The sequence below is a fragment of the Chloroflexus aurantiacus J-10-fl genome, from assembly GCF_000018865.1.
GTDB classification, from domain to species: domain Bacteria; phylum Chloroflexota; class Chloroflexia; order Chloroflexales; family Chloroflexaceae; genus Chloroflexus; species Chloroflexus aurantiacus.
In genome coordinates this window covers 5,121,330-5,145,020 of record NC_010175.1, presented here as the reverse complement: position 1 = coordinate 5,145,020, position 23,691 = coordinate 5,121,330, and the positions used below count along the sequence as shown (strand labels likewise).

Sequence of the window (23,691 nt, the reverse complement as noted above, 5' to 3'; positions counted from 1 at the left end):
CGGCTTAACTCAGTGGACGGCAGCGGTACCCGATGCCGAAGACAGTTTCGATGTAGGTTGGATTGGTGGGATCCGGCTCGATTTTGCGGCGTAGATTGCGAATGTGTACGTCAATCGTTCGTTCAACCCCTTCATAACTGTTGCCCTGGAGGTGTTCAAGGAGTTGCTCGCGAGTGTACACACGTCCCGGTGAAGCCATGAGCAACGCCAGTAACGCAAACTCAGATGGTGTCAGGTATATGGGCCGTTCGTCAACCGTTACCATGCGGGTTGCACGATTCAGTTCAAGGTTGCCAATGCGCAACGGCTGTTCTTCATTCGGTTGCCGTGCTGCGGCTGTTCGACGCAAGACTGCCCTGATTCGTGCCACCAATTCTTTCAGGCTGAAGGGTTTGGTCACATAATCGTCGGCTCCCAGTTCCAATCCGACTACCTTGTCCGTTTCATCAATTCGCGCAGTCAATAAGATGACCGGTGCCTGATGTTCCCGGCGATACGCCTGTAAGAAACCAAAGCCATCCAGTTTGGGCATCATGATATCGAGCAAGACCAGGTCGGGACGAACGCGGCGGGCAATAATGAGGCCCTCCGCGCCGTCGCTTGCTGTAACGACGCGATATCCAATCTCTTGCAAGTAGTCGGCAATCATAGTGCGTACATTGAGATGATCATCGATAATCAAGATCGTCTGACGCATCACTGACTCCTTTCGCTCATTCGTGGCGTTTGATCGACACGTGAAGCTGCTGATACTGTAACAAAATCAGCTCTGGCCTGTAGCTGGTAAGTGAGGATCAATTCAGCGCTATCGCGAACCAGATCTACTTTTCCAACCGTTACTTGATAGACCGGTAGGCCAGTTCGGGATCGCAAATCGGCGATCAATTCGGCACGACGTCGAGGTGCCAGCAACTCTATCCGGTCGTAGGTGACCCGCAGTTGACTGTCCTGACGAAATCCCCAACCGCGTTCGAGCCAGAAAAGGATTGTAGCGACCAGTCCATTAGCCAGGATGAAAAGTTCCAGGAAGCCATTGTTGAGCAATGATGCATTCATCACCGGCAACGCGATCATCGTAAAGAGATAGGTCATCTCGCGAATTGGCATCTCTTCGGTGCGATAGCGCAAAACCGAGAAGATTGCAAAGAGACCAAAACCGATCCCCAGGCTTAACTCAATATTACCAAGGACGCTCAGAACAAAAAAGGTCACAACGTTGAAAGCCAGAAATGCGAATGCAAAGTGTCGTTCTGGTGTGGTCGTGTAATAAATACCACGCACAATGATAATTGCCACCAAGAGATTGAGGCTTGCGTTCAGCAACAATGTTAGCCATTCAGACATGGGAAGCCTCCTGAATACGTTCAATCAGACGCAGCGATGGTTTGAATGTATTGTGCTTTAACGATGGATACAGACTCAGTAGACCCATGCAATACTTGCTAAAGCTACGTGGTCGGATGCCGGCTGCTCGCAAATGTTGAAGGATGGGCGAGGTGCGACGTGCGTTCGTCTGTTTCAGTTCAATAATTGCCAGATGATCGAGTGTGATCATTCGATGGTGCGAGTGGAAGCGCAGATCGGTGTCAATGGTGATGCGCTCACTTCCATCTGGATCAATGAGTGTGGCTCGTCGGTATTCACTCCAGAGCTTTGGTTGCAGGCGATGACACAATTCCGGCGCGTGTAAGGCCAGAAATGCTTCAGTTTCGGGTGTCATCGCTGTGACCATCGTTGTGGTAGGTATACGCTGCTTACTGGTGCGTCCATTAGCGCATTTAGCCTTTAATTCAAAGAATGCCTGATTATTGCTGAGGTATTGGCGGCTGCGTACCTTCCATCGTGGCCGTCGTTCATTGTGATGCTGGTAATACAGATCAAAATCTGTTGTGTCAAAGTAGAGACTGCGGTAGCCATGAAGCAACTCGCCATTCATGCGTAATACGCGATAAACGTGGCTAACTGCGCTCAATATCGGATACAGAGTCTGCAATGGCACCACGAATTTGGTGTCGATCCGATTGAGTAAACTGGTCTGACTCAGCTCAGCCAGACTCACTGTATCGAAGGTCTCTAGTACATCCTCGACTTGTCCGCAGATACTCTTGATGGTCATCTTCGTACTCTCGAATACTCGTGGGCGACGCTATCCCGATCAGCGTTTCGCCGCTGCCGTTCTTCACGTGCGATTGTAGTGGGAGGTTGTTTAGAAGTTGTGTAGAATGTGTGAGGAGATTCAAAATTTTTCTCCTTTGCATTGCAGTGTTCGCTTGTACAGAGGTTGTTGCCAGAAGCAGGCCAGGCATTGCAGAGATGGTTTAATGAGGTTCTCAAGCTTTCACATCTGGTACAATGAGTCAGCAACATTTCTGGAACAGAGTTGAGTATTGTGGAGCCGACCATGCGACTCACTGAAGACAAAGTGCGCCGGATTGCCGAGCGCCTGCACGATGAACTGGCCGAGCGAGGGTTACTGGCGTATCGCGATCAACCCGGTCAGCGTCCGAGTGATGGGCGGGCGTTGCGGGTGAAGGCGATTTATGACGCTATTGTTGCCGATCTGAAGATCGAAGAGGAGATCGACGCTGAGGTTGAGCGTATTCTGGCTACCTATAGCCGCGAGATTAAGGGTACCGAACGCGATATTCTGTTCCGTAAGCACAAAGAAGAAGTGGCCCGCAAGCGCGGTTATATTTTGTGAGCGTGGGCGCTTCCCCTATCTGATCCAGTACAGCAGCACGTAGTGCGGCCCGGTGTGCGGAACGACAAATTCGTCGCCGTGGGTGACGAAGCCGTAGCGGCGATAAAACGGCAGTGCGCTGCTCCGTCCGTGACACCAGACCAGATCACCGCGCTGTTGTTTTACATAATGAATGCCGGCGTCGAGCAGCGCGGTGCCGATGCCTTTTTGCTGAACCGTCGGCAGCACACCCATACCGCGCAGTCGCCATGCCGCCTGTGCCGGTACGTCCGGGCAGGCTTCCGGGGCGAACGAGGCAATGCCGGTCAGGGTTTCGGTAATGAATGCTCCCAGGTGGAGCGCAAGCGGATGATCGTCGCCGGGATAGACCAGTTCGGCAATGGTCTGGTGTGGACGCAGAATCTGCTGACGCAGCGGGCGGGTTTCAGCAGCGCTAATCGGACGAATGTGGTAGTTCATGGCTTCTGTTTGGGTTACTCCGGCGGGCATCGAGGTAGTCTTGTAAGATGATCGATGCGGCTACCTGATCGATCTGGGCTTTGATTTTGGCCGGTTTGAGGCCAAGGTTGCGTAACATCTGTTCGGCAGCGACACTGGTTAGTCGCTCGTCGAACATCTCAACCGGGCACGAAAGCGCGCTGCTCAAAGTATCGGCAAAGCGTTGCACCACCTCAGCTTGTGGGCCGCGCTCGCCACGCATCGTTAGTGGCAGGCCGACAACCACCCGGCTAACCCCACGTTCCTGTACCAGGCGCACAATCTGGGCAATGGCGCGTTCCGGAGGGTGGGCATTGATGGTCGTTAAGGGTGCGGCAATGCGGGCATCGGCATCACTGATGGCTACTCCGATCCGCCGCTCACCGACATCGAGCGCGAGAATAATCTGGTCATTCATGACGAATCCGCAACTGCCAGCTCCAGCCTGGGAAGCGATCTACATTGTCGGGTAACTCAAATCCGGCCAGGCGTCCGGCGGCAACCAGTTCTTGCAGCGCGGCCTCGGCTTCGGCGCGCGTCCGACCCAGTACGGCATTCTGAATGGCCGCCCGTATTGCCGGATCAAGCTCGTTACCACAGGCTGGATCAGGCCCAATGCTGCCATCAATACGCAGGGTGGTGCCGTCCCAACGCCAGCCCTGGACAAACGCCGCACGGCAATCGCCTGGACGCAACTGGCCATTCTGAATGAGCTGGCTGTTGAAGGCATCGGCTAACTGACGCTGGAAAGCTGCCGAGTCCCCACTGATCGCCAGTCCGCTGTAGCGCGACTGCACGGTGAGCGTGAAGAAAGGATTATCACGCGACAGTGATGTGCCAATCGGTGGATCGACGATCAGCTCAAAACCGTCTAACTGTTCAAGTTCTGCCCGGCTGGGAGAGACGGTTGTTGGTTCGAGACGCAGGTTACGTGCCAGCGCCAGGCCATCGAGTTGTCGCCGTGCTTCCTGATCGAGATCGGTGAGCGCCTGAGCGAGATAACGCCGCACATCACTCTCTTTGATCACCCGCACCTCTTCATCAGTTCCACCACCAATCGCATCGTGTGATACCGTCAACAGGCCACTGACCAGATTAATCGTCGGCCCACCGGCGATCCGTAGCTCGCGGATGGTATTGGCAGGAATGTTTGAGGCACTCCCCGGCGAGCGAGCCTCGATTTGTACGGCTGCCTCACCAAACGTTGTGATAATCTGATTACCACTGCGCGTCGTTACAGCGCCGGGCACGGTAACATCGGCCTTGCTGATAAACGGGATCGGTTGATTGTCAGGCCCAAACGCTACGAACTCACTTCCTGCCGGGATGGTGATCGGTTGGGTGTTTTGATTGAACAGGGTGATGGTTCCGGATGCACTGCTTACCGGGGTTAGCACACCCTCGGTCACCTCCCCGCGCGTGCTAATGGCGACGGTTGTCTCCAGCGGTTCAGCACTGACTGCGTTGGCCGATGCAGTACTCACTGGGGTTATCGGAATGGCCAGGCCGACAACCGGCGTTGTTTCGCGCACGGGCAAGCGCACAACGATGGTCACACTCTGGGTAACGACTATAAAGATGCCTGTCAACACCGCGAGCACGATCAACCCGATGAGGAGTGCTCTGACAAGCTGTGGCTGTGAGCGAGTAGTGGCTCGCGGTACAGGAGTGGCTGCACGCCGTGCCGGAGGCGCAACCGGCTCCGGGCGCGACTCACGGCGTGGCTCAGCCGTTGTGCGTTGGGCGCGATCAGCTTCGCTACGCCGCCCAATCTGGCCGGCGCGGGCAACTTCTGCCTCTGAAAGCTGAATGTCTTCCGGTCGCACACGGGGTGGTTGTGCGGAAGCCTCACTCGCAGAAGGGATTGGCGGCGGTGGCGTACCGGTACGCTCCTGCTCGAACGCTGCTGCCAGATCGTCGAGAGCGTCGAAAAACTCAAGGTCATCATCCCCCATAGCCGGTGGTGTGGCCGGCGTTGAAGGGCTGGAAGGGATGGGGATTGGACGGGTTTCTGGGGCGGCGATAGGGCGTGTATCGGCTGTAGCCGGCCGCTTCTGATCAGACGGCCGTGCAAACAAATCGAGAGTGTTACCGTTCGCCGCCAGTTCATCGAGGGCGGCCAGAAATTCTAAATCTTCCGCAGGCAGGTCTTCACCGGGAGCGGATGGGGTAGACGGTACCGGGGCCTGGACGTGAGCACCGGTGACTTCGATGGTTGCCAGTCGACTCTGGCGGGCTGCCTTGAGGATGCCTGGGTCGGAACTGATGATGGTCAGATTTACCCCTGCCGCTGTGGCCAGATCGCGCAGTGCGTCAGTACCGGCGACTCGTTGCAAAGCAACGGTGCCCTCTGGAGCCAGGATTTGCACGTTGGCTGCGTGGGTGGCGCGCACCTTCGCCATCAACGACTCGGCAGTATCTTCTGGTAAGGCGAGAACCAGCGCCGTCTCATCCGTCATCATAGCCCCTCCCGGCTATCCACTTCTCCCGGTTGCGCTTTGTGTGGTACTTGCGAAGGGCAACTGCATGCAGTTGCCCGTTTACGTGCGTCAGTATCCAGCATCGTGTCTTACAACTACCCGGCCTGCCCGGCGAGTACCTCTACCGCTGCGCCGATAGCAGCGGCCAGTTTGTCGGGATGGCGACCTCCCGCCTGCGCGATCTCTGGTCGCCCACCACCACCACCGCCGACCAGGGCAGCCAGTGGCTTGACCAGTTGAACCGCATTGAGACCGCGCCGTACCAGATCGGGAGTCACGATGGTGAGCAGTTGCGGTTTGCCGTTGATCTGAGCACCCAACACAATCACGGCATTCCCTAATTTATCGCGCAGATACTCTCCCATTTCGCGTAGCCGATCAACAGAGTCGGCCTCAACTTCAGCGGCAAGGAGTGGCACCCCGGCAACATGCTGAACCCGGCCCAGCAAAAGATCGAGCTGCTCGCGAGCCAGTTTGCTGCGTAGCGCTTCCAGCTCTTGTTTCCGCTGTCGGTGTTCGGCCAGCAGGGCATCAATTCGTTCGAGCAGTTGGGCCGGTTGGGTATTGATCCGCGCCGCCAGTTCACGGAGGGTCTGGGCCTGCTGTTCAACCCATCCTTCCGCGCCGCGACCGGTCAACGCCTCGATACGGCGAATGCCGCTGCCAATGCTACCTTCGCTCACAATCCGCACAAAGCCAATCTCGCCGGTGTGATTAACGTGCGTGCCGCCACACAGCTCCAGACTATCACGAGACGCAAATTCACCTTCGGCGAGCGTCTGACCGCGCTCGATAGTCACGAGGCGTACCGTATCACCGTACTTTTCGCCGAAGAGGGCGATGGCACCACGAGCCATCGCGTCCTGATAACCGGTTATCTCCCAGCGCACTGTGGTATCGGCACGTACCCACTTATTGAGCCGCTGCTCGACCTCGCGCAACTCTTCGGGATCAACCGCTTTGGTATGGGTAAAGTCGAAACGCAACCGATCAGGCGCCACCAGCGAACCGGCCTGCGCTGCATGCTCGCCGAGCACATCGCGCAATGCCCGTTGGAGCATGTGGGTGGCCGTGTGATTGCGTTGAATGTCGGCCCGTCGTACCACATCGACGGTTGCCTGTACCTGATCTCCAACGCTGATTCGCCCGTTCACTACCCGTCCGTAGTGCACAATCAGTCCCGGTAATGGACGCCGGGTGTCCTCAATCTGAACCGATCCTTCTGGCCCTACCAGCAGACCGGTATCGCCAATTTGACCACCGCTTTCAGCGTAGAATGGGGTCGTGTCAAGGACGATCTGCACACTCCGACCGGTATCGGCACTGGTCAGCGCATCGCCGTCGCCCAGCATACCGATAACCGTTGCCCGGTCACTCAACCGCTCATAGCCGGTAAAGTGGGATGCGGGTAGATCGAGATCGGCCCACAGATCGGCTTCACCGCCGCGCTTACTGGCCGCCGCTGCCCGTGAGCGTGCCCGTTGTTCGGCCATTGCCGCTTCGTAACCGGCTTCATCGACCGTCAACCCCTGCTCGGCAGCGATCTTCTGCGTCAGATCGAGCGGAAAGCCATAGGTGTCTTTCAAAACAAAGGCATCATTACCGGGAATAACCTGCTCGCCCCGCGCTCGTACCTGCTCGATCACCCCTTGCAGGCGGGTCAGACCACCGCTCAGGGTGCGCAAAAACTGGCGTTCTTCCTGATCGGCAGCACTCAAAATCAGCTCGCGGCGTTTCACCAGTTCAGGATACGCCTCACCCATCTGCTCGATAACCGACGTGATCACGTCGGCAAGGAACGGACGTTCAAAGCCAATCGTGCGTCCCTGATAAGCGGCCCGGCGCAAAATGCGGCGCAACACATACGAACGGCCCAGATTACCGGGTAGCACACCATCAGCAATCAGAAAGGCGATGGCCCGAGCGTGATCGGCAATCGCGCGGTAGGCACTGCGGTGCGCATGGTAATGTTCCTCATCGCTGCCGCGTGTCTTGATGATTTGATTGATAATCGCGACGAAGAGATCGGTCTCGTATGTGCTATGCACACCCTGCATCACCATGGCCATGCGCTCTAGCCCCATGCCGGTATCGACCGAAGGGCGTGGGAGCGGCTGCATGGTAGCCCGGTCGTACTGCATAAACACGTTATTCCAGATTTCGACGTAATTCGGATCATCGGAATTAACACCCTCAGCCCGCATCTGGCTCAGGTCATCACCGATATACATCGTGATCTCAGAGCAGGGGCCACAGGGACCGGTATCACCCATCACCCAGAAATTGTCTTTGCGACCGAAACGTAGCACGCGCGATGGATCGGCACCCTGGGCAATCCACAGCGCAGCCGCTTCATCGTCTGGCGGTACCTCATCATCACCGGCGAACACCGTAAACCACAAGCGTTCAACCGGCAACTTAAACTCTTCGGTCAGCAACTTCCAGGCTAAGGCAATTGCTTCGGCTTTGAAATAATCGCCAAACGAAAAATTGCCCAACATCTCAAAGAAGGTATGGTGCCGTGGTGATGGCCCTACCTCTTCAAGGTCATTGTGTTTACCACTGACACGCAGACATTTTTGGGCGGTAACGGCCCGGCTATAGGGGCGTTGTTCGCGACCCAGAAATACATCTTTAAACTGCACCATACCCGAATTGGCAAACAGCAATGTCGGATCGTCGGCAACGACCAGCGACGAGCTGGGCACGTGGGTATGGCCATGACGGATGAAGAAAGAAAGAAACGTTTCGCGAATCTGAGCAGCAGTAAGTTTTTGCATAAGAGTATGGCCTGTTCAACAGCCGATGAAATGACAGATAAGCCTCTTCCTGCGCTTATTGTAGACGATTGTAGTGTAGACCGTCAACCATTTTGCGCTCTCACCTGAAGCAGTTTATCATAAAAATGCACAACACCGCTGTCAGGTGTTGCTGACCAAATAGCCGGTAGCAGTCGTATCAAGCGCGTTCCTCGCAGGCCGGGTACCGCCTGATCGGATCGTTCGTTGGAGATGATTTATGCCCCTATCGATTACTGAGATCAGCGCGGAAACCTACCCGGCGGCACTGGCGTTTTTACGCCGTTCACCCTATCGCAATGCGATCAGTTTGGCACAGATGACGCAGTTGCGCGCATCTTCGTATACGCTCGTCGCATTGAGCAACGAGACAGTCGTGGGTGTTGCGTCAATACGTCGTGATCTGCCGCTACCCCGATTGTCATTTGTGGTGGATTTTCCCGGTGTTTTACCGCCCTTGCTTGCCGGCCTGGTTGAAGCTCACCCGCACCTGCAGGGCCAACCGGTTGGTGTGCTGCTGCCGCTGGCGCGTATGCCGTTGTTGAACGGAATGGTGCAGGTTGAAGAGAGTCGCTTGCTCTACCAGATGGTTGCCGAACCGGAGACGCTGCGCCTGAGCGAACAACCCGCTGCGCAGCGTTTGTCTGCCGATATGCGAGCCGATCTTGCCGCGTTACACAGCGCCACCGCAGGCTGGCAATCCTGGCATCCTGACGGTGGCCCGGCCTTTGGGGTGGTTGCTACGACTGGTCAACTTCAGGCAATTGCGGCTACCTGTTTTGCTACGCGCGATGTGATCGAGATCGGCTGGGCGATGCAGCCTGCGGCTGTGCCGGCATTACAGGGCTGCATCGGAGCGCTGACCCAGCTCTGTTTTGGATTGGCGTCACGGGTGTACCTGTTCGTCGAGGCGGGCGATGACGAAATCGTTACCGGCTGTCGGCATTTGGGTTTCTGGCCTGCTGAGCGGTTTATGTGGATTGTGGCCCGTTTGAATCTGACATGATTGTTATTGACATAGCAGGCATATCTGTGCTACACTCACAATAGAATAACGCATCGCGTCATATTCAAACGCTCAATTATTTCCATTAACAAAGAAGTTACCCTAAGCTCAACGATGAACAGGAGTCCCGTATGGCATTCGTCACCCTTCCCGCCAGTCTTACCCGCATGTTTCAACATGTTCACGTTCCGCTCTTCGATACGATTCGTGCATTGCGTAGCGTAACGCCACAAGAGATCGGTCTGCTGTGGAAGAGCATCACGTCCAAGCGACACCCCAAGCGCGTGCCGCCAATCAACAGCGATTTCTACGATATTCTGGCCGACCTCTCACCCGAAGAGCGTGCAATTCAACAAAAGATCCGCACCTACATGGAAGAACGAGTGCGTCCGCTGGCAAACACCTATTGGGAGCGCGGTGAGTTTCCGCACGAGATCGTGCCGGGCTTTGCCCATCTGATTGCCGAGACCTTCGGGACGCGCCCGTACAAAATCGATGCCCTTGGCCCGGTGTTGACCGGTATAGCCTGCATGGAGCTGGCCAGAGTTGATCCTTCTATCTACACCTTTTTCGGTGTCCATTGGGGTCTTTGCATGGGATCAATCGATCTTTTCGGTTCCCCCGAACAGAAGCAACGCTGGCTGCCACCGATGCAACGCTTTGAGTTGATCGGATCGTGGGCGCTCACCGAACCCGACGTTGGTTCAGCAACCGCTGCCGGCCTGACCACAACAGCGCGCTTCGAGCGTGGTGTATGGGTGCTTGATGGCGCAAAGAAGTGGAGCGGCAATGCCCCAATTGCCGACATCAATATCATCTGGGCGCGTGATGTCTCTAATAACCAGGTCCAGGGCTTTATTGTCGAACGCGGCACGCCTGGCTACGAGGTTGAACGGTTGGAAGGCAAAATCGCCTTGCGCACCGTGCAAAATGCCAATATTCGCCTGAATGGCTGTCGAGTGCCTGAAGCCAACCGCTTACCCAATGTGGGTGGTTTTCGAGGCATCGCCCGCCAACTGGCAATCACGCGGGCTGCTGTCGCCTGGGCAATGACCGGTGTGGCAATGGGGGCTTACGAACGGGCGCTGGCCTATGCGCAGCAGCGGATTCAGTTCGGGCGACCGATTGGGGGATTTCAACTGGTGCAGAACAGTCTGGTGCAGATGCTCGCCAACGTCACCGCTATGCAGACGATGTGTCTGCGGATGAGTCAGATCGCTGCGCGCACCGGTAAAGTCAGTCAGGAACAGGCATCACTGGCGAAGGTCTTTTGCGGCGAAAAGATGCGGGAAACCGTAGCGCTTGCCCGGGCGGTGCTTGGCGGTAATGGCATTCTCCTCGAACACGAGGTAGCGCGTTACTTCGCCGACGCCGAAGCGCTCTATTCGTATGAAGGCACGCACGAAATGAATACCCTGATCGTTGGCCGTGCGATCACCGGCATCTCGGCGTTTGTGTAGAAGTGATTGCTACCAGATAGCGATTACCCAACAGGATAGCATCTCTCCCCCGAACAGAAGGATAGTGTCGTATGTTTAGCGTGCGGAAGTCTCGCTTCCGCACGCGCCGTGCTGTGTGTTCCCACACAGTGGGCAGCGCGAGTGCACCGGTCTGCATCACCTGAGAGCGCTTGCCGTCGGTGCGCACGACACCGACATTCCCCTTCCATGCCGACAGTACGCATCTTCACCATCAGCGTGTGGATAGGTTCTGCTTCCGCACGTGCTGTGCCGGGTGATGCCATCGACGCAGGGATAGCATCCGCCTCTACGTTGGTCTGTTGTCAGTGGGAGATGGACTGAGGCAAGCAGGCCAGAGTAGCGTAGCACTGGTGGGGAATCTATGCATAACCCACATGTCACGCTGCGTTATGCCAGGCTGCAAGCGTTCCCCGTGGCACTGGCTTCCAGCCCGCGTGCCGGCATCATTGCCACCGCCGGCATGTGCTGTCCTCGTTGGAAGACTTCCAGCCTGCCCCACGGTCGGATACACTGTCTACCGTCGCTACCACTGCGACCATCCGCTGCCCATTCGTGACGTGCGACCCACGCGACAGCGATGCAACGCGATAGTGCCCAGGATCGCGCACAATGAGATAGGCGCTGCTCATGAGCGAAGAAGGTGACAACCTGGGTATGGGTAATGCATAGCGCTGCGTGGGAGCGGGGAGCGTAGCGGCTGCGATCACCTCTGAACAACCATCCATGGCACGCGATGCAAGACATTCCCATCCACCGCATCCCGTGGATAGTACAGATACCGTTCGTAGGGGCGGGTTCTCAACCCGCCCCTACGGAACCCGCCTCTACACACCACCGGCACCAGCACGCTTTGGGGCGGGCTGCTGGCCTGCGTTCAGCCATCCCCATCATCAGAGTCACATACCGGCACGGGAGGCCGCTGCAATCCGCGCCGGATCGTGAGTATGGCTGGCGCGGCAGCATGGCTGCCGCACTCCACACCGCGCGACACGCGCATAACGAGCGGGTACGGCAATTCATCCAATACGTGCCGGCACGGCTGGAGCGGCGCACTGTCACCTGGCCAGTCGCCCAAAACGGCATAAGTTGTGGGTAATGCATAGGTGGGGAATGGGGAGCGCATGTGTTGTCCCGTCAGGTCGCATATCAGCGGGAGATGTTACTCACCGCAGGGTGGCATACCAACAAAAACCCCCTGTCACATCGTGACAGGGGTAGCACCTGGACAGGCAAGCGTGATCCATCAGCGGCATCGTAGCAAGAACAATCGTGATAGTGGGATAACTCCCTAGAAAGGAGGTGATCCAGCCGCACCTTCCGGTACGGCTACCTTGTTACGACTTCGTCCCAGTCGCGGCCCCTGCCCTCGGCCGCTGCCTCCCCGACTGGGGTTAGCACACGGACTTCAAGCATTGGCCACTCCCATGACGTGACGGGCGGTGTGTACAAGGCCCGGGAACGTATTCACCGCGCCATGGCTGATACGCGGTTACTAGCAACTCCGCCTTCACGGGGGCGAGTTGCAGCCCCCGATCTGCACTGAGACCACGTTTAGGCGATTAGCTCCACCTTGCGGCTTGGCAACGCATTGTCGTGGCCATTGTAGCGTGTGTGTCGCCCCGGACGTAAGGGCCATGCTGACTTGACGTCATCCGCGCCTTCCTCCGCCGGTCACGGCGGCAGTCTCGGTAGACACCTGTAACTACCGACACGGGTTGCGCTCGTTGCGGGACTGAACCCAACATCTCACGACACGAGCTGACGACAGCCATGCAGCACCTGTGGTGCACCCTCGAAGGCGCCCCTGTTTCCAGGGGATGCAGCACCATGTCAAGTCCGGGTAAGGTTCTTCGTGTTGCGTCGAATTAAACCACACGCTCCGCTGCTTGTGCGGGCCCCCGTCAATTCCTTTGAGTTTTAAGCTTGCGCTCGTAGTCCCCAGGCGGCCGGCTTACCGCGTGAGCTAAGGCACCCAGCACACCAACGTGCGCCAGACGCCGAGCCGGCATCGTTTACGGCGTGGACTACCCGGGTATCTAATCCGGTTTGCTCCCCACGCTGTCGCGCCGCAGCGTCAGGTCAAGCCCAGGTGGCCGGCTTCCCCACCGGCGTTCCTCCGGATCTCTACGCATTTCACCGCTCCACCCGGAATTCCGCCACCCTCTGCTTGCCTCGAGTGGACTCGTATCGGCGCGCCTCGCCCCGTTAAGCGGGGCGCTTTCAGCGCCGACGCAGCCCACCGCCTGCGCGCCCTTTACGCCCAGTAACTCCGGACAACGCTTGCCCCCTCTGTCTTACCGCGGCTGCTGGCACAGAGTTAGCCGGGGCTGCTTCTGGTGGTACCGTCAGCATCGTCCCACCCGAAAGGAGTTTACAACCCGAAGGCCGTCGTCCTCCACGCGGCGTTGCTCCCTCAGGCTTGCGCCCATTGGGGAAAATTCCTTGCTGCTGCCTCCCGTAGGAGTCTGGGCCGTCTCTCAGTCCCAGTCTGCCCGGTCGTCCTCTCAGACCGGGTACCCGTCATTGGCTTGGTGCGCCGTTACCACACCAACTACCTGATGGGCCGCAGGCCCCTCCCAGAGCGCCTTGCGGCTTTCCTCCGTCGAGCGTATGCGGGATTGTCCCGTCTTTCGACGGGGTATCCCCCACTCCGGGGCAGGTCACCCACGTGTTCCTCAGCCGTTCGCCACGCAGCCAGGCACGCCTGCTGCGTTCGACTTGCATGCATTAGGCACGCCGCCAGCGTTCGTCCTGAGCCAGGATCAAACTCTACATTGCTGGACTACGATGCGCGATGGATCACGCTTGCTTGTCAAGGTGCGAATGCGGGCGAACAAAAAACTAGTGTCACGGAAGTGACGCTAGTTGGCGAGAGCGCGCCCGCTGAATTGTCAGGTCTACCGTGGCGGTGAGACCGTTGCCGTCGCAACGCTGCGTAGTATACTCGAAGGTCGTCAGCTTGTCAAGTGGCAGGGCAATGGCGGGCAACGCACACGCCAGATCGCTTCAGGAAGCGGTAAAGAGGCCAGAAGACTGCGAACCATCGGATCGTTCTATGTAAGATTCACTGTCTCGTCTTCCGCATGGTCTCTCTCCTCTTTGCCGATCCACCCCTTTGTTATACTATGCATAGTTGTGCTTGCGAATGAGGTGCATCCATGTGGCTCACTCTTCTCTGGGTTGTGATCGGATTGGGGCTTGCCGGTAGTTTTCTCGGTCAGTGGCAACGAATGCGTCAGATTCCACGGTTAACGTCGCCGTGCCTTCCCCCTGATCCGCCATTGATCTCGATTTTAATTCCTGCGCGCAATGAAGAGCGGGGAATTGGCCGTTGTGTGCAAGGAGCATTGGCCCAGCGCTATCCTCATATTGAGGTGATCGTGGTTGATGATGGCTCAACCGACCGGACACCGGCAATTCTGGCCGATCTGGCAGCTACCGATGCCCGGTTACGGATAATCACCGGGAAACCTCTGCCACCGGGTTGGGTTGGTAAATGCCATGCCTGCCAGCAGGCCAGTAGTGCGGCGAGCGGTGAATGGTTGCTCTTTCTCGATGCAGATACGGCGCCGGCGCCTGATCTGGCAGCCGCCTTGCTTTGTCATGCCTTGACGACCAATGGCGATATGGTGACGATCTTTCCCTTTCTTGAGTTGAAAACGTGGTCTGAACGATTGATCTTGCCGCCATTCGTGGCCTTGATCGTGTCCATCTTTCCTTTTGAGCGCCTGGCTAAGCCTGATGTTCGCCCAGAAGAGGTGTTAGCGAACGGTCAATGCATCTTCGTGCGGCGTGCGGCGTATGAAGCGATTGGCGGCCATGGAGCGGTACGGGCTGAGGTGCTGGAAGATGTTCGCCTCGGCCAGCGTTTGCGCGCTGCCGGTTTCACGGTGCGTGGTGCGATTGGAATGGAGTATCTGGCAGTACGGATGTATACGAATGCGGCTGAAGTGATCGAGGGTTTGATGAAAAATGCCTCGGCAGGATCGCGGAGTGGTGGCTGGCGTTCGTTAATGGGGATGACGTTGCTATTGGCACAGGCGTATGGCCCATTGCTGTTGATGATCGGCGGTTGGTTCACCGGTGGCTGGGCAGGAAGTCTGGTTTTGCTGGTCGGAATGGTATCCTGGCTGGTTGGCCTGCTGTTTTGGGGAACGCTGTATCAACGGTTTTACCGGCTCAACCCACTGCACGCCGTTCTCTGGCCGGTCGGTTTGCTGATGTATTTGCTGATTGCCGGGTATGGCATTCTGCGCGTTCGATTAGGACAGGGAGTGGTTTGGAAGGGGCGGCGGTATGCCGGTTAGCCGGGGTGGTGGGCCGATACCTATCGGCCCACCGGTGCTGCTCATCAGGCCAGCTTGAAGTCAATGTGCAGGAATTTGCGGGTTACCGGATGGCGTTGCACGACATAAATCACGACCGGGTATGTCGTACCTTCGATGTCGAGGTTGAAGGACTCGCCTTTCGGCACCGTTCGGAAGATCTGCTCGAAATCGCGTTCGTTGATCTGAATCGCCGTGGTTTCAACGCCTTTGCCGTAGAAATTAGCCGGCAAAATTCCTTCCCGACGGAGTGTTTTGACTTTTTTGCCAAAGATGTGGCGCCGCTGAGCTGTCAGGGTAACGTTTGCCATAGTTTGCCTCTCTTTAGTATTTACGGAGGGGAGAAGCCAGCCCGTTGCCGGCCCGAGACCCTCCAGCGATCCGAAGGGATAGTATATCATAAAGCCGGAATATCGCTGCAATCTGAGGTGATTCGTTGTCTATGAATCCTGTCTCTGAACTGGTGGCTGATGTGGCCGTCCTCACAGACTCCTTGCCATCCCAACACCAGGGCATCTTCTCGTACCGTGTACCTGATCATTTGCAAGCGGCCATCGCGATAGGACAACTGGTGTGGGTACCGTTGCGCCAACAGCAGGTTCAGGGGGTGGTTCTGGCAATGCAGCGCCGCACTGTCAGTGGGTTGCGCGATCTGATTGACCTGGTCGATCCTGATCTATCGATCCCACAACTGACGATTCAATTAGCGCATTGGGTGGCCGAGAACTGCTATACAACGCTGGCAGCGGTGCTTGATCTCTGTTTGCCGCCAGGCATGATCCGGCAGGCGGTGACAACCTGGCGGGCAACGGCGGCAGGGCTTACGTGTGAATTGGGTGCATTACCAGAGCGTGAGCGGGCGATCCTCTTTTATTTGCGTCGGCACGGGGAATTGAGTGAGGCCGACTTGCGGGCGGCGCTGCGCGGAAGTGATGCAAATCTGCGGGCTGCGTATCGGTCATTGGCTGAACGAGGTCTGATTACACGCCGCTTGCGTATCGATCCACCGCGAGTACGTCCCCAACAAGAGCAGTTTGTCCGGTTAACGTTGCCCGATCTCGATCAAGCAATAGCCGAACTGCGCCGTGCACCCAGACAGGCAGCAGCATTGCGCTGGCTGGCTGAACGGACGACAAGCGATCCTCCTACGGTGAATGAATTACGGCGGGCGACAGGTATTGACAGTACAGGGATACGTGCGCTTGAACGGCGGGGTTTTGTACAACTGGTTGGTCGTGAAATCTATCGGGATCCACTGGCAACAGTACATCCGGCCACCGATACACCGCCACCATTGACAAGTGCTCAGCGGGTAGCGTATGAGACAATCGTGACTGCGCTTGAAGCCGGTACGGGCGGAAGGTTTCTGCTCTATGGGATCACCGGTAGCGGGAAAACTGAAGTCTACCTGCGACTGATCGCTCGTGCGTTACGGCTTGGCCGACAGGCATTGGTACTGGCGCCGGAGATTGCCCTCACGACCCAGTTAGTCCGTCGCTTTGTGGCTCGTTTTGGTCATCAACTGGCGGTCCTGCATAGCGGGTTAAGTGATGGTGAGCGCTACGATGAGTGGCGGCGATTGCGGCGGGGTGAAGCCAGGGTGGCTATCGGTGCACGTTCTGCTCTTTTCGCACCATTACCCGATCTTGGTCTGGTGATTGTCGATGAGGAGCACGAACCTGGCTACAAAAGCGATGCAGCACCTCGTTACCATGCGCGTGATGCAGCATTACACCTTGCCGATCTGGCCGGAGTAACGGTCGTCCTTGGTAGTGCGACCCCAAGCGTTGAAACCTACTATGCCGCCCGCAATGGTCAGATTCAGTTGCTCGAATTACCAGAGCGAATTGGTGCCCAGATTGGCGTTGATGGTCTCGTTCACAGTCGCCCCTTGCCGCTGCCGCCAGTGCGTATTGTTGATATGCGGCATGAGCTACAGCAGGGGAATACATCTATCTTCTCGATCAAACTGCAACACGCGCTGGCGCAGACCCTTGCCCGTGGGCAACAGGCGATCCTCTTTCTCAATCGCCGGGGAGCCGCTTCCTTTGTTTTTTGTCGGGATTGTGGTTACGTTGCCCGTTGTGAACGGTGTGCCGCGCCACTCACCGTTCATTACGATACGGCAACCACTGCTGAAGCCGGCGAGTCGGTGCGCGTTTTAATCTGCCATTCATGCGGTCAGCGCACGGCTACGCCGGTAGTCTGTCCACAATGTCTCAGTCACCGCATTCGCGCCTCGGGTATCGGCACACAGCGCGTTGCCGAGGTGGTACGTGAATTGTTTCCCGATGCACGGGTAGCACGCTGGGATCGGGATAGTATCAGTGGAAAGAATGCCCATGATGCCCTGCTAGAAGCAATGGTACGCCACGAGATCGATGTGCTGGTCGGTACGCAGATGATTGCGAAAGGGCTTGATCTACCTCTGGTTGGGTTGGTCGGTGTGGTATTAGCCGATACCGGTCTGCATCTGCCCGACTTTCGTAGTGGCGAGCGGGCATTTCAACTTCTGACCCAGGTTGCTGGACGAGCAGGGCGACGGAGTGAAGGGGCGCAGGTCATTATTCAGACCTATCAACCCGATCACTATGCACTTCAGGCCGCCTGTGAGCACGACTACCGGGCATTTTTTCGGGAAGAGATCGCCTTCCGGCGGGCACTGGCTTATCCGCCCTTTGGCCGATTGGTACGTTTCGTCACCACCGCAGCAACCGAGTCAATCTGTCGACGACAGGCCGAACAGCTTGCTGTTACCTTGCAGACGTACATCACCGGTCGTGATTTGGTCGGCTGGCGTCTGATCGGACCGGCGCCGGCATTCTTTCGCCGACAACGTGATCGGTGGCGCTGGCACGTGTTGTTGCGGGTGCCACCGGCTACAGACATCCGGGAGATACGTCTGGCCCTGGACGCGGTTGGCCCGTTGTACGGTTGGGTGATCGATATTGATCCGGTGCATGTGTTGTGAGGGAGGGGGTGAGCACGGTGAGACTCTAAGAGTTTTCAATACTGATCGTAAGTCTAAGTATTGTCTAAGAGTGGCGCCACACAAAGACGACATCTGAACCATACTCTCACAGCTATATCTCCAGGTACAGGTCATAGTTGCCAACCCAGATCGCATCGAGTAGAATTTCAGCATCGTGCAACAGTTGCCAATCCGGTGGGGGGTAATGGACGAAGACCGGTCTGTCGCGGCGCACACATGGCATATTCAGGCATTAGGTGCGCTTCGAGTGGATGCAGGTCAGGGCTTTTCAAAAGTTTCATAATCGAGTAGCGTGAACTGAAAACGGTGGGTACGTGGCGAAGCAAGGTGTGAAGGGTGGGCGATGGGAAGCGCGCTGGACGCCGTGCGCCAGTTCACCGACTCGCGGTCTCGGCAAGAGTGGATCTATACGTTGTGGCAACTAGTGGCGATTGTGATTCTGGCAGCGATGACGGAGAGACCTCGCTGTGAGGGATGTGGGTGTGGTGGTATGCCTACGCAGCGATGGTGGTGGATCAACCGCGGCGGTGGTGGTAGCCTGGGGCGAGTACGCAGTGGTACGCTGTGTGGGTACTGGACAGCGGGGTGCTGGAAGCACAGCTGCGGCTCTGGTTATCGGCGGAGCAGGTGGATGTGTTCAACGACAAGCGGTTGCGTGGCAGCAGGCATGTAGAGGAACATGCGCTGGCGATGATGAAGATAGCAGGACAGGAGCTGGGGCAGGTGGTGACGTAGCGGCTTGTGGAAGGGGAACATGCGCTGGCTGCGGCACCGGCGCTCGTGGCAAAGGTGCCGCCGGTGGGTGCGTGGTGCGTGCCGATGCTGGCTGGTGCAATGCCCCCGTTGTGCAACCAGTAGGTGAACAAGAGGGACTACATCGGGCTGATGACGCACCATCAGCCGGAGCTGCGGAAACCGGTAGAGGCGTGGATCGCCTGCTGGTCGCAGGAGCGGGGCAACCAGCCCGTGTCCACGCAGCAACCAGCAAGGGGTACGGACGCAGCGAGCAGTGAGCGGTGTGATGCCTCTCTTGACGACAATGATGCAGCGCTCGCTACATGAGGCATGCGGGTGTCCAGGGGGCAACTGGTGTTGCCATAGCTACCGACATTGACAGACAGCGACCGCTCATCAGCATGAGCATCCCCTCTTTCCAAGTCTGATCGTGGCGATTACCGTCTATTGGGCGAATCAGCCAGTCCCGCAATTGCTACCTGCTGGGGGCCTGAAAGGATACAGGCGAGCTGAATGTTATGCAAGTCTGCTGGTAATAAAGAGAATGATCTGGTGGTTTGCAATTTCTTCCCAAGTGTGATGTACGTAGAAATGATTGTGATACCAAATTCAGCGAAGCTGTATGCAGCAAGCGGTATCACTAACAATCAAGTTGACTGATGCAGGAATTAGTATGGATAACACCAGATCAGTCATCCAGGGCTGTCATTGCCCGTAAACGTTTCATGTCACGCAGTGGTGTTGTACCAAAGAACCGTTTATAATCGCGTGTAAAATGCGAAGGATCGTGATACCCAACCTGGAAGGCTGCACTGGAAGCATCAAGTCCTTCACTCAGCATCAAACGGCGTGCTTCTTGTAATCTAAGCTGTTTTTGAAATTGCACCGGCGTTAGCGTCGTAATAGCCTTAAAGTGATGGTGAAAGCTGGAGACACTCATTCCCAGTTCGCGTGCCATTTCAGCAATGCGTAATGGTTGGTCGAATTCAGCTCGTAAGCGCTCCAGGGCTTTGATAATGCGCTGTATCTGCCCCCCAGTGGCTGCAATCTGTTGTAGTCGGTCACCCTGATTGCCGCGCAGTAAGCGAAAAACAATTTCACGAACGATCAATGGGCGCAGAAAATTCGCCTCTTCAGGAGGATCCTCGGCTAGTCTCACTAGACGAGTGACCGCATCGAGTAGTTTCCCCTCCAGGGGACTGACATGAAAAGCGCAGACAGAGCGATTGGTCAGACCAGATTGTCCTGCTTCAGCAATCACTGATCCTACAAGTGCAGGATCAAGCTGTAACACGATGCCCAAATATGGTTGTTCAGGTGAGGCGGCGATCACTCGCGTAGTAATGGGTAATGCAGCGGCGGTAATCAGATAATGTTGAGCATCGTAGCAATATCGGTCACTGCCCAGAACTACTTCTTTTGCACCTTGTAGCACGACACATAGGGCTGGTGTAGACACACCATGACGTTTGGATGTAGGTCTGGTAGTGTAGTATAAGCGCAACCCACCAGGAAGCTCGAGAGTATCACTCTCGTATTGACGAAACAGCCGGAGAACGTATTCTGTCAATGCTGCGCGCTTGCCGGCAATGGGGGTTTCCCTGACTGTTGAAGGATCTGCTACGGCTAACATAAGCTCTTTCTGGCTTTGGAGATTACTTCAAAGAACGTACAGGATCATTCAATAATGCTGGACTATCATTCTATCACAGACACCTCTCCTTTCTCTACAATGACAAACAAGTCAAGAACACGAGGCTCCACCTGCATGATATTAGGAGGGTATATGCGCGGTACTGCGCTATATGGCCCATATGACGTGCGTTCAGAGTATGTTCCTGATCCGACGATCATCGAACCAACAGATGCCATTATTCGCTTGTCGGCAACCTGTATTTGTGGCTCAGATCTCTGGCCGTATCGGGGTGTTGATCCTATAACTCGTCCTGTACCGATGGGTCATGAATATGTTGGGATTGTCGAGGAAGTTGGCAGTGCAGTCAAAATAATCAAGCCTGGTCAGTTTGTTGTTGGCTCGTTCTTCGCTTCCGACAACACCTGTCCAATATGTCAGGCTGGTTATCAAACCTCGTGTGTGAATCGTCAACCGGGTGCACCTACTGGGGCGCAGGCGGAGTATGCGCGTATTCCACTGGCCGATGGGACATTGGTGCCTACACCTGATCTCCCTCCTGCCGATTTGATTCCTGACCTGCTGGCAGCTTCGGATGTGCTGGGTACCGGCTGGTTTGCAGCCGTTGCGGCAGAGGTCGGGCCTGGAAAAACGGTAGCTGTGGTTGGTGACGGTGCCGTCGGGTTACTGGCAGTTCTATCAGCGCGACAAATGGGTGCCGAACGGATTATTCTGATCGGAAGTCGCCATCCACAACGGCAGGCGCTGGCCCAAGAGTTTGGTGCAACGGATGTTATTGAGGCGCGAGGTGATGAGGCGATTGAGATGCTCAAAGAGCTTACCGATGGCTTGGGTGTACACTCAACGATAGAAGCTGTCGGTACGCAAGAGTCAATGATGCAGGCGATTCGGGCCACCCGGCCTGGTGGACATGTAGGTGTTGTCGGTGTTCTCCACGATGTGGCTATTCCAGGTCGTGAGTTCTTCTTTTCACATGTTCACCTGCACGGTGGTCCTGCACCGGTGCGTCGTTTTTTGCCGGAATTGATCAATCTCATCTGGCAACGTGTAATCAAACCCGGTAAAGTTTTTGACCTGACACTACCGCTGGAACAGGTTGCAGAAGGCTATCGTGCAATGGACGAGCGCCGGGCAATTAAGGTGCTACTGAAGCCATAGGAGCGACATCAACATTTGTCGCCCATGATAAAAGCAAAGGCTAATCGGTTGTTGCAAGGAGGCTTGCCAATGAGTGTGTGGAAACCCGAAGATATTGACGTCATTGGCAATTCAATGGAAGTGCGGGTTGCCGCTCTGAGGCGGGATGGTACATTGCAGAGACCGGTTACCATCTGGATCGTGCGAGTCGGTAATGAGTTGTTTGTGCGCTCCTGGCGTGGGCAAAAGGGCGAGTGGTTTCGTGACGCTCAGGCGCAAGGGAGAGGACGGCTGTGGGCTGGTAGTATCGAGCGAGACGTCTGCTTTGTGATGGAAACCGATCCCGAACTTAATGACCAGATTGATGCTGTCTATCGTACGAAATATCGCCATTTCATGCAATACGTCATCCCAATGATTCGTCCAGAGGTGCGCACGACAACTCTGAAGCTTATGCCGTGTTCGTAGAATGCCACACATTCCCTCAACTACCTCAAACGATGGTGTCTAATGAACGTTAATAGTGGTTATCGCGCTTCTGAACGTTGAACTGACTGCATGTACAGCGTATTTCAAATGCACCCGACATCGGTGACCGCTTCTCTTGTGCTGATTGATGCTACGCAGAGGTTGTCATCTGCAAAACTGTTTTATTGTCGCGGAATACAGGCACGATTGTACTATCGAATTGCCAACGACGTATCTTTATTTGATCCGCTGGTCGTGAAGGCACCAGATGACAGGCAACTTCACGCATAAGCCTGGAAGGAGTACCATGTATGAAACAACGCAGGCTGGGCAATAGCGATTTGAACGTCTCGGCGATTGGTTTAGGCTGCATGACCATGACCGGTGGCTACAGTGTTTCTCCGAATCGTCAAGAGATGATCGCACTATTGCGCAAAGCTGTTGAGTTGGGGGTCACATTCTTCGATACTGCCGAAGTGTATGGTCCATTCATTAACGAGGAACTTGTCGGCGAAGCTCTCGAACCATTTAAGGGGCAGGTTGTTATTGCCACCAAGTTCGGATTCAAGCATGATCACAACAATCGCCCTACCCCTGCTGCGGGTTTAGACAGTCGCCCTGAACAGATCAAACGAGTTGCCGAAGCATCATTGAAGAGATTAAGAGTGGAAGCAATCGATCTCTTCTATCAGCATCGGGTTGATCCGAATGTGCCTATCGAAGAGGTGGCAGGGGCGGTGAAAGATTTAATCCAGGCCGGAAAGGTCAGATACTTTGGCATGTCAGAAGCGGGGGCGCATACGCTTCGGCGTGCACACGCAGTTTGTACGGTGACGGCAGTCCAATACGAATACTCGCTATGGTGGCGACGCCCTGAGCAAGACATCCTCCCTCTTTGTGAAGAGTTGGGAATCGGTTTTGTCCCGTACAGTCCTTTGGGGAAAGGATTCCTTACCGGGAAAATAGATGCAACGACCCACTTTGATAGCACCGATTTGCGTAGTCGTATCCCGCGCTTTACATCAGAGGCACGCAAAGCTAATCAGGCGCTGGTTGATCTCCTCGACGAGATTGCCCGCCAACATCATGCCACACCGGCGCAGATTGCACTGGCCTGGTTATTAGCTCAGAAGCCCTGGATTGTGCCTATCCCGGGTACAACGAAACTGCATCGTCTCGAAGAGAATATCGGTGCAGTGAAGGTTGAGCTGACGTCATCTGATCTACAAAGAATCAATGATGCAGTGGCTCTGATCCCCATTCAGGGCGCACGCTATCCTGAAGAATTGGAGCGGATGACCTATCTGTAGAACGTACCCCAACATGTATGATGCCGTTGTAAAAATGATCATAGCCGACAGTTGGCTTTGAGGTACATCCTTAAATATCTTCAGGATGAAGGATCATATCCCCAAAACACGCGACGAGGGCCTTTTC

The 23,691-nt window shown here is 56.0% G+C and carries 19 protein-coding genes and 1 rRNA gene; 9 read left to right on the top strand and 11 right to left on the bottom strand.

Annotation, left to right across the window (positions count from 1 at the left end; all coding sequences use genetic code 11):
* Window positions 1–4: 4 nt before the first annotated feature.
* From CAUR_RS20230 to CAUR_RS20220, 3 genes are read right to left on the bottom strand one after another with little or no spacing between them, the layout of a single operon-like run.
* Window positions 5–697, bottom strand: a complete 693-nt coding sequence (locus tag CAUR_RS20230) for a response regulator transcription factor (RefSeq protein ID WP_012259684.1) — start codon at window positions 695–697, stop codon at window positions 5–7.
* Window positions 697–1,344, bottom strand: a complete 648-nt coding sequence (locus tag CAUR_RS20225) for a DUF4956 domain-containing protein (protein WP_012259683.1) — start codon at window positions 1,342–1,344, stop codon at window positions 697–699. The genes CAUR_RS20230 and CAUR_RS20225 overlap by 1 nt, the downstream gene beginning before the upstream one ends.
* Window positions 1,337–2,116 (bottom strand): polyphosphate polymerase domain-containing protein, encoded by a 780-nt coding sequence (locus CAUR_RS20220; protein ID WP_012259682.1) that lies wholly within the window; start codon window positions 2,114–2,116, stop codon window positions 1,337–1,339. Before CAUR_RS20220 ends, CAUR_RS20225 begins: the two co-directional genes overlap by 8 nt.
* A gap of 285 nt (window positions 2,117–2,401) precedes the next feature.
* Between CAUR_RS20220 and CAUR_RS20215 the strand changes: the two genes are divergently transcribed.
* Window positions 2,402–2,701 (top strand): DUF507 family protein, encoded by a 300-nt coding sequence (locus CAUR_RS20215; RefSeq protein ID WP_012259681.1) that lies wholly within the window; start codon window positions 2,402–2,404, stop codon window positions 2,699–2,701.
* 15 nt (window positions 2,702–2,716) lie between these two features.
* On the opposite strand, the gene CAUR_RS20210 is transcribed toward CAUR_RS20215, so the two are convergent.
* The 4 genes from CAUR_RS20210 to alaS form a co-directional block, all read right to left on the bottom strand.
* Window positions 2,717–3,160, bottom strand: coding sequence for a GNAT family N-acetyltransferase (locus CAUR_RS20210; protein WP_012259680.1), 444 nt, complete (start codon window positions 3,158–3,160; stop codon window positions 2,717–2,719).
* Window positions 3,135–3,596: a Holliday junction resolvase RuvX gene (gene ruvX / locus CAUR_RS20205; protein ID WP_012259679.1), complete on the bottom strand. Its 462-nt coding sequence runs from the start codon at window positions 3,594–3,596 to the stop codon at window positions 3,135–3,137. Before ruvX ends, CAUR_RS20210 begins: the two co-directional genes overlap by 26 nt.
* On the bottom strand, window positions 3,589–5,640 hold the full coding sequence (locus CAUR_RS20200; RefSeq protein ID WP_012259678.1) for a baseplate J/gp47 family protein: 2,052 nt from the start codon (window positions 5,638–5,640) through the stop codon (window positions 3,589–3,591). Before CAUR_RS20200 ends, ruvX begins: the two co-directional genes overlap by 8 nt.
* A 113-nt stretch (window positions 5,641–5,753) precedes the next feature.
* Window positions 5,754–8,438 (bottom strand): alanine--tRNA ligase, encoded by a 2,685-nt coding sequence (alaS, locus tag CAUR_RS20195; RefSeq protein WP_012259677.1) that lies wholly within the window; start codon window positions 8,436–8,438, stop codon window positions 5,754–5,756.
* Window positions 8,439–8,676: 238 nt separating this feature from the next.
* Between alaS and CAUR_RS20190 the strand changes: the two genes are divergently transcribed.
* Both CAUR_RS20190 and CAUR_RS20185 read left to right on the top strand, forming a co-directional pair.
* Window positions 8,677–9,462 (top strand): hypothetical protein, encoded by a 786-nt coding sequence (locus tag CAUR_RS20190; protein WP_012259676.1) that lies wholly within the window; start codon window positions 8,677–8,679, stop codon window positions 9,460–9,462.
* A gap of 131 nt (window positions 9,463–9,593) precedes the next feature.
* The gene (locus CAUR_RS20185) at window positions 9,594–10,922 is read left to right on the top strand and encodes an acyl-CoA dehydrogenase family protein (RefSeq protein WP_012259675.1); all 1,329 of its coding nucleotides are present in this window, start codon (window positions 9,594–9,596) and stop codon (window positions 10,920–10,922) included.
* Between the two features lie 895 nt (window positions 10,923–11,817).
* On the opposite strand, the gene CAUR_RS22000 is transcribed toward CAUR_RS20185, so the two are convergent.
* The gene (locus CAUR_RS22000; RefSeq protein WP_015909513.1) at window positions 11,818–12,066 is read right to left on the bottom strand and encodes a hypothetical protein; all 249 of its coding nucleotides are present in this window, start codon (window positions 12,064–12,066) and stop codon (window positions 11,818–11,820) included.
* A gap of 169 nt (window positions 12,067–12,235) precedes the next feature.
* A 16S ribosomal RNA gene (locus tag CAUR_RS20180) occupies window positions 12,236–13,721 on the bottom strand.
* Between the two features lie 380 nt (window positions 13,722–14,101).
* On the opposite strand from CAUR_RS20180, the gene CAUR_RS20175 reads away from it, so the two are divergent.
* A complete protein-coding gene (locus tag CAUR_RS20175) occupies window positions 14,102–15,250 on the top strand; it encodes a glycosyltransferase family 2 protein (protein WP_012259674.1) in 1,149 nt (382 codons plus the stop codon).
* A gap of 44 nt (window positions 15,251–15,294) precedes the next feature.
* Here CAUR_RS20175 and CAUR_RS20170 read toward each other — a convergent pair whose 3' ends face one another.
* Window positions 15,295–15,579, bottom strand: coding sequence for a 50S ribosomal protein L25 (locus tag CAUR_RS20170; protein WP_012259673.1), 285 nt, complete (start codon window positions 15,577–15,579; stop codon window positions 15,295–15,297).
* Between the two features lie 131 nt (window positions 15,580–15,710).
* On the opposite strand from CAUR_RS20170, the gene priA reads away from it, so the two are divergent.
* Both priA and CAUR_RS20160 read left to right on the top strand, forming a co-directional pair.
* Window positions 15,711–18,239 carry a replication restart helicase PriA gene (priA, locus tag CAUR_RS20165; protein WP_012259672.1) on the top strand — a complete coding sequence of 843 codons (2,529 nt, stop codon included), beginning with the start codon at window positions 15,711–15,713 and terminating at the stop codon, window positions 18,237–18,239.
* Between the two features lie 585 nt (window positions 18,240–18,824).
* Complete coding sequence (locus CAUR_RS20160; protein ID WP_157866499.1) at window positions 18,825–18,995, top strand: hypothetical protein; 171 nt, start codon at window positions 18,825–18,827, stop codon at window positions 18,993–18,995.
* Window positions 18,996–19,683: 688 nt separating this feature from the next.
* On the opposite strand, the gene CAUR_RS20155 is transcribed toward CAUR_RS20160, so the two are convergent.
* Window positions 19,684–20,628, bottom strand: a complete 945-nt coding sequence (locus CAUR_RS20155; protein WP_012259671.1) for an AraC family transcriptional regulator — start codon at window positions 20,626–20,628, stop codon at window positions 19,684–19,686.
* A 153-nt stretch (window positions 20,629–20,781) separates the two neighbouring features.
* Between CAUR_RS20155 and CAUR_RS20150 the strand changes: the two genes are divergently transcribed.
* From CAUR_RS20150 to CAUR_RS20140, 3 genes are all read left to right on the top strand, one after another.
* Complete coding sequence (locus CAUR_RS20150; RefSeq protein WP_015909511.1) at window positions 20,782–21,807, top strand: zinc-dependent alcohol dehydrogenase family protein; 1,026 nt, start codon at window positions 20,782–20,784, stop codon at window positions 21,805–21,807.
* Between the two features lie 69 nt (window positions 21,808–21,876).
* The gene (locus tag CAUR_RS20145) at window positions 21,877–22,254 is read left to right on the top strand and encodes a DUF2255 family protein (RefSeq protein WP_015909510.1); all 378 of its coding nucleotides are present in this window, start codon (window positions 21,877–21,879) and stop codon (window positions 22,252–22,254) included.
* A 311-nt stretch (window positions 22,255–22,565) separates the two neighbouring features.
* Window positions 22,566–23,564 carry an aldo/keto reductase gene (locus CAUR_RS20140; RefSeq protein WP_012259668.1) on the top strand — a complete coding sequence of 333 codons (999 nt, stop codon included), beginning with the start codon at window positions 22,566–22,568 and terminating at the stop codon, window positions 23,562–23,564.
* Window positions 23,565–23,691: the final 127 nt, after the last annotated feature.

What these genes read in the sequence shown, in the direction of transcription:
- CAUR_RS20200 (WP_012259678.1), bottom strand. Translation starts at nt 5,640, where the DNA reads ATGATGACGGATGAGACGGCGCTGGTTCTCGCCTTACCAGAAGATACT.
- CAUR_RS20170 (WP_012259673.1), bottom strand. Translation starts at nt 15,579, where the DNA reads ATGGCAAACGTTACCCTGACAGCTCAGCGGCGCCACATCTTTGGCAAA.
- CAUR_RS20220 (WP_012259682.1), bottom strand. Translation starts at nt 2,116, where the DNA reads ATGACCATCAAGAGTATCTGCGGACAAGTCGAGGATGTACTAGAGACC.
- CAUR_RS20140 (WP_012259668.1), top strand. Translation starts at nt 22,566, where the DNA reads ATGAAACAACGCAGGCTGGGCAATAGCGATTTGAACGTCTCGGCGATT.
- CAUR_RS22000 (WP_015909513.1), bottom strand. Translation starts at nt 12,066, where the DNA reads ATGCGCTCCCCATTCCCCACCTATGCATTACCCACAACTTATGCCGTT.
- alaS (WP_012259677.1), bottom strand. Translation starts at nt 8,438, where the DNA reads ATGCAAAAACTTACTGCTGCTCAGATTCGCGAAACGTTTCTTTCTTTC.
- ruvX (WP_012259679.1), bottom strand. Translation starts at nt 3,596, where the DNA reads ATGAATGACCAGATTATTCTCGCGCTCGATGTCGGTGAGCGGCGGATC.
- CAUR_RS20210 (WP_012259680.1), bottom strand. Translation starts at nt 3,160, where the DNA reads ATGAACTACCACATTCGTCCGATTAGCGCTGCTGAAACCCGCCCGCTG.
- CAUR_RS20190 (WP_012259676.1), top strand. Translation starts at nt 8,677, where the DNA reads ATGCCCCTATCGATTACTGAGATCAGCGCGGAAACCTACCCGGCGGCA.
- CAUR_RS20175 (WP_012259674.1), top strand. Translation starts at nt 14,102, where the DNA reads ATGTGGCTCACTCTTCTCTGGGTTGTGATCGGATTGGGGCTTGCCGGT.
- CAUR_RS20225 (WP_012259683.1), bottom strand. Translation starts at nt 1,344, where the DNA reads ATGTCTGAATGGCTAACATTGTTGCTGAACGCAAGCCTCAATCTCTTG.
- CAUR_RS20185 (WP_012259675.1), top strand. Translation starts at nt 9,594, where the DNA reads ATGGCATTCGTCACCCTTCCCGCCAGTCTTACCCGCATGTTTCAACAT.
- priA (WP_012259672.1), top strand. Translation starts at nt 15,711, where the DNA reads ATGAATCCTGTCTCTGAACTGGTGGCTGATGTGGCCGTCCTCACAGAC.
- CAUR_RS20215 (WP_012259681.1), top strand. Translation starts at nt 2,402, where the DNA reads ATGCGACTCACTGAAGACAAAGTGCGCCGGATTGCCGAGCGCCTGCAC.
- CAUR_RS20145 (WP_015909510.1), top strand. Translation starts at nt 21,877, where the DNA reads ATGAGTGTGTGGAAACCCGAAGATATTGACGTCATTGGCAATTCAATG.
- CAUR_RS20230 (WP_012259684.1), bottom strand. Translation starts at nt 697, where the DNA reads ATGCGTCAGACGATCTTGATTATCGATGATCATCTCAATGTACGCACT.
- CAUR_RS20150 (WP_015909511.1), top strand. Translation starts at nt 20,782, where the DNA reads ATGCGCGGTACTGCGCTATATGGCCCATATGACGTGCGTTCAGAGTAT.
- CAUR_RS20155 (WP_012259671.1), bottom strand. Translation starts at nt 20,628, where the DNA reads ATGTTAGCCGTAGCAGATCCTTCAACAGTCAGGGAAACCCCCATTGCC.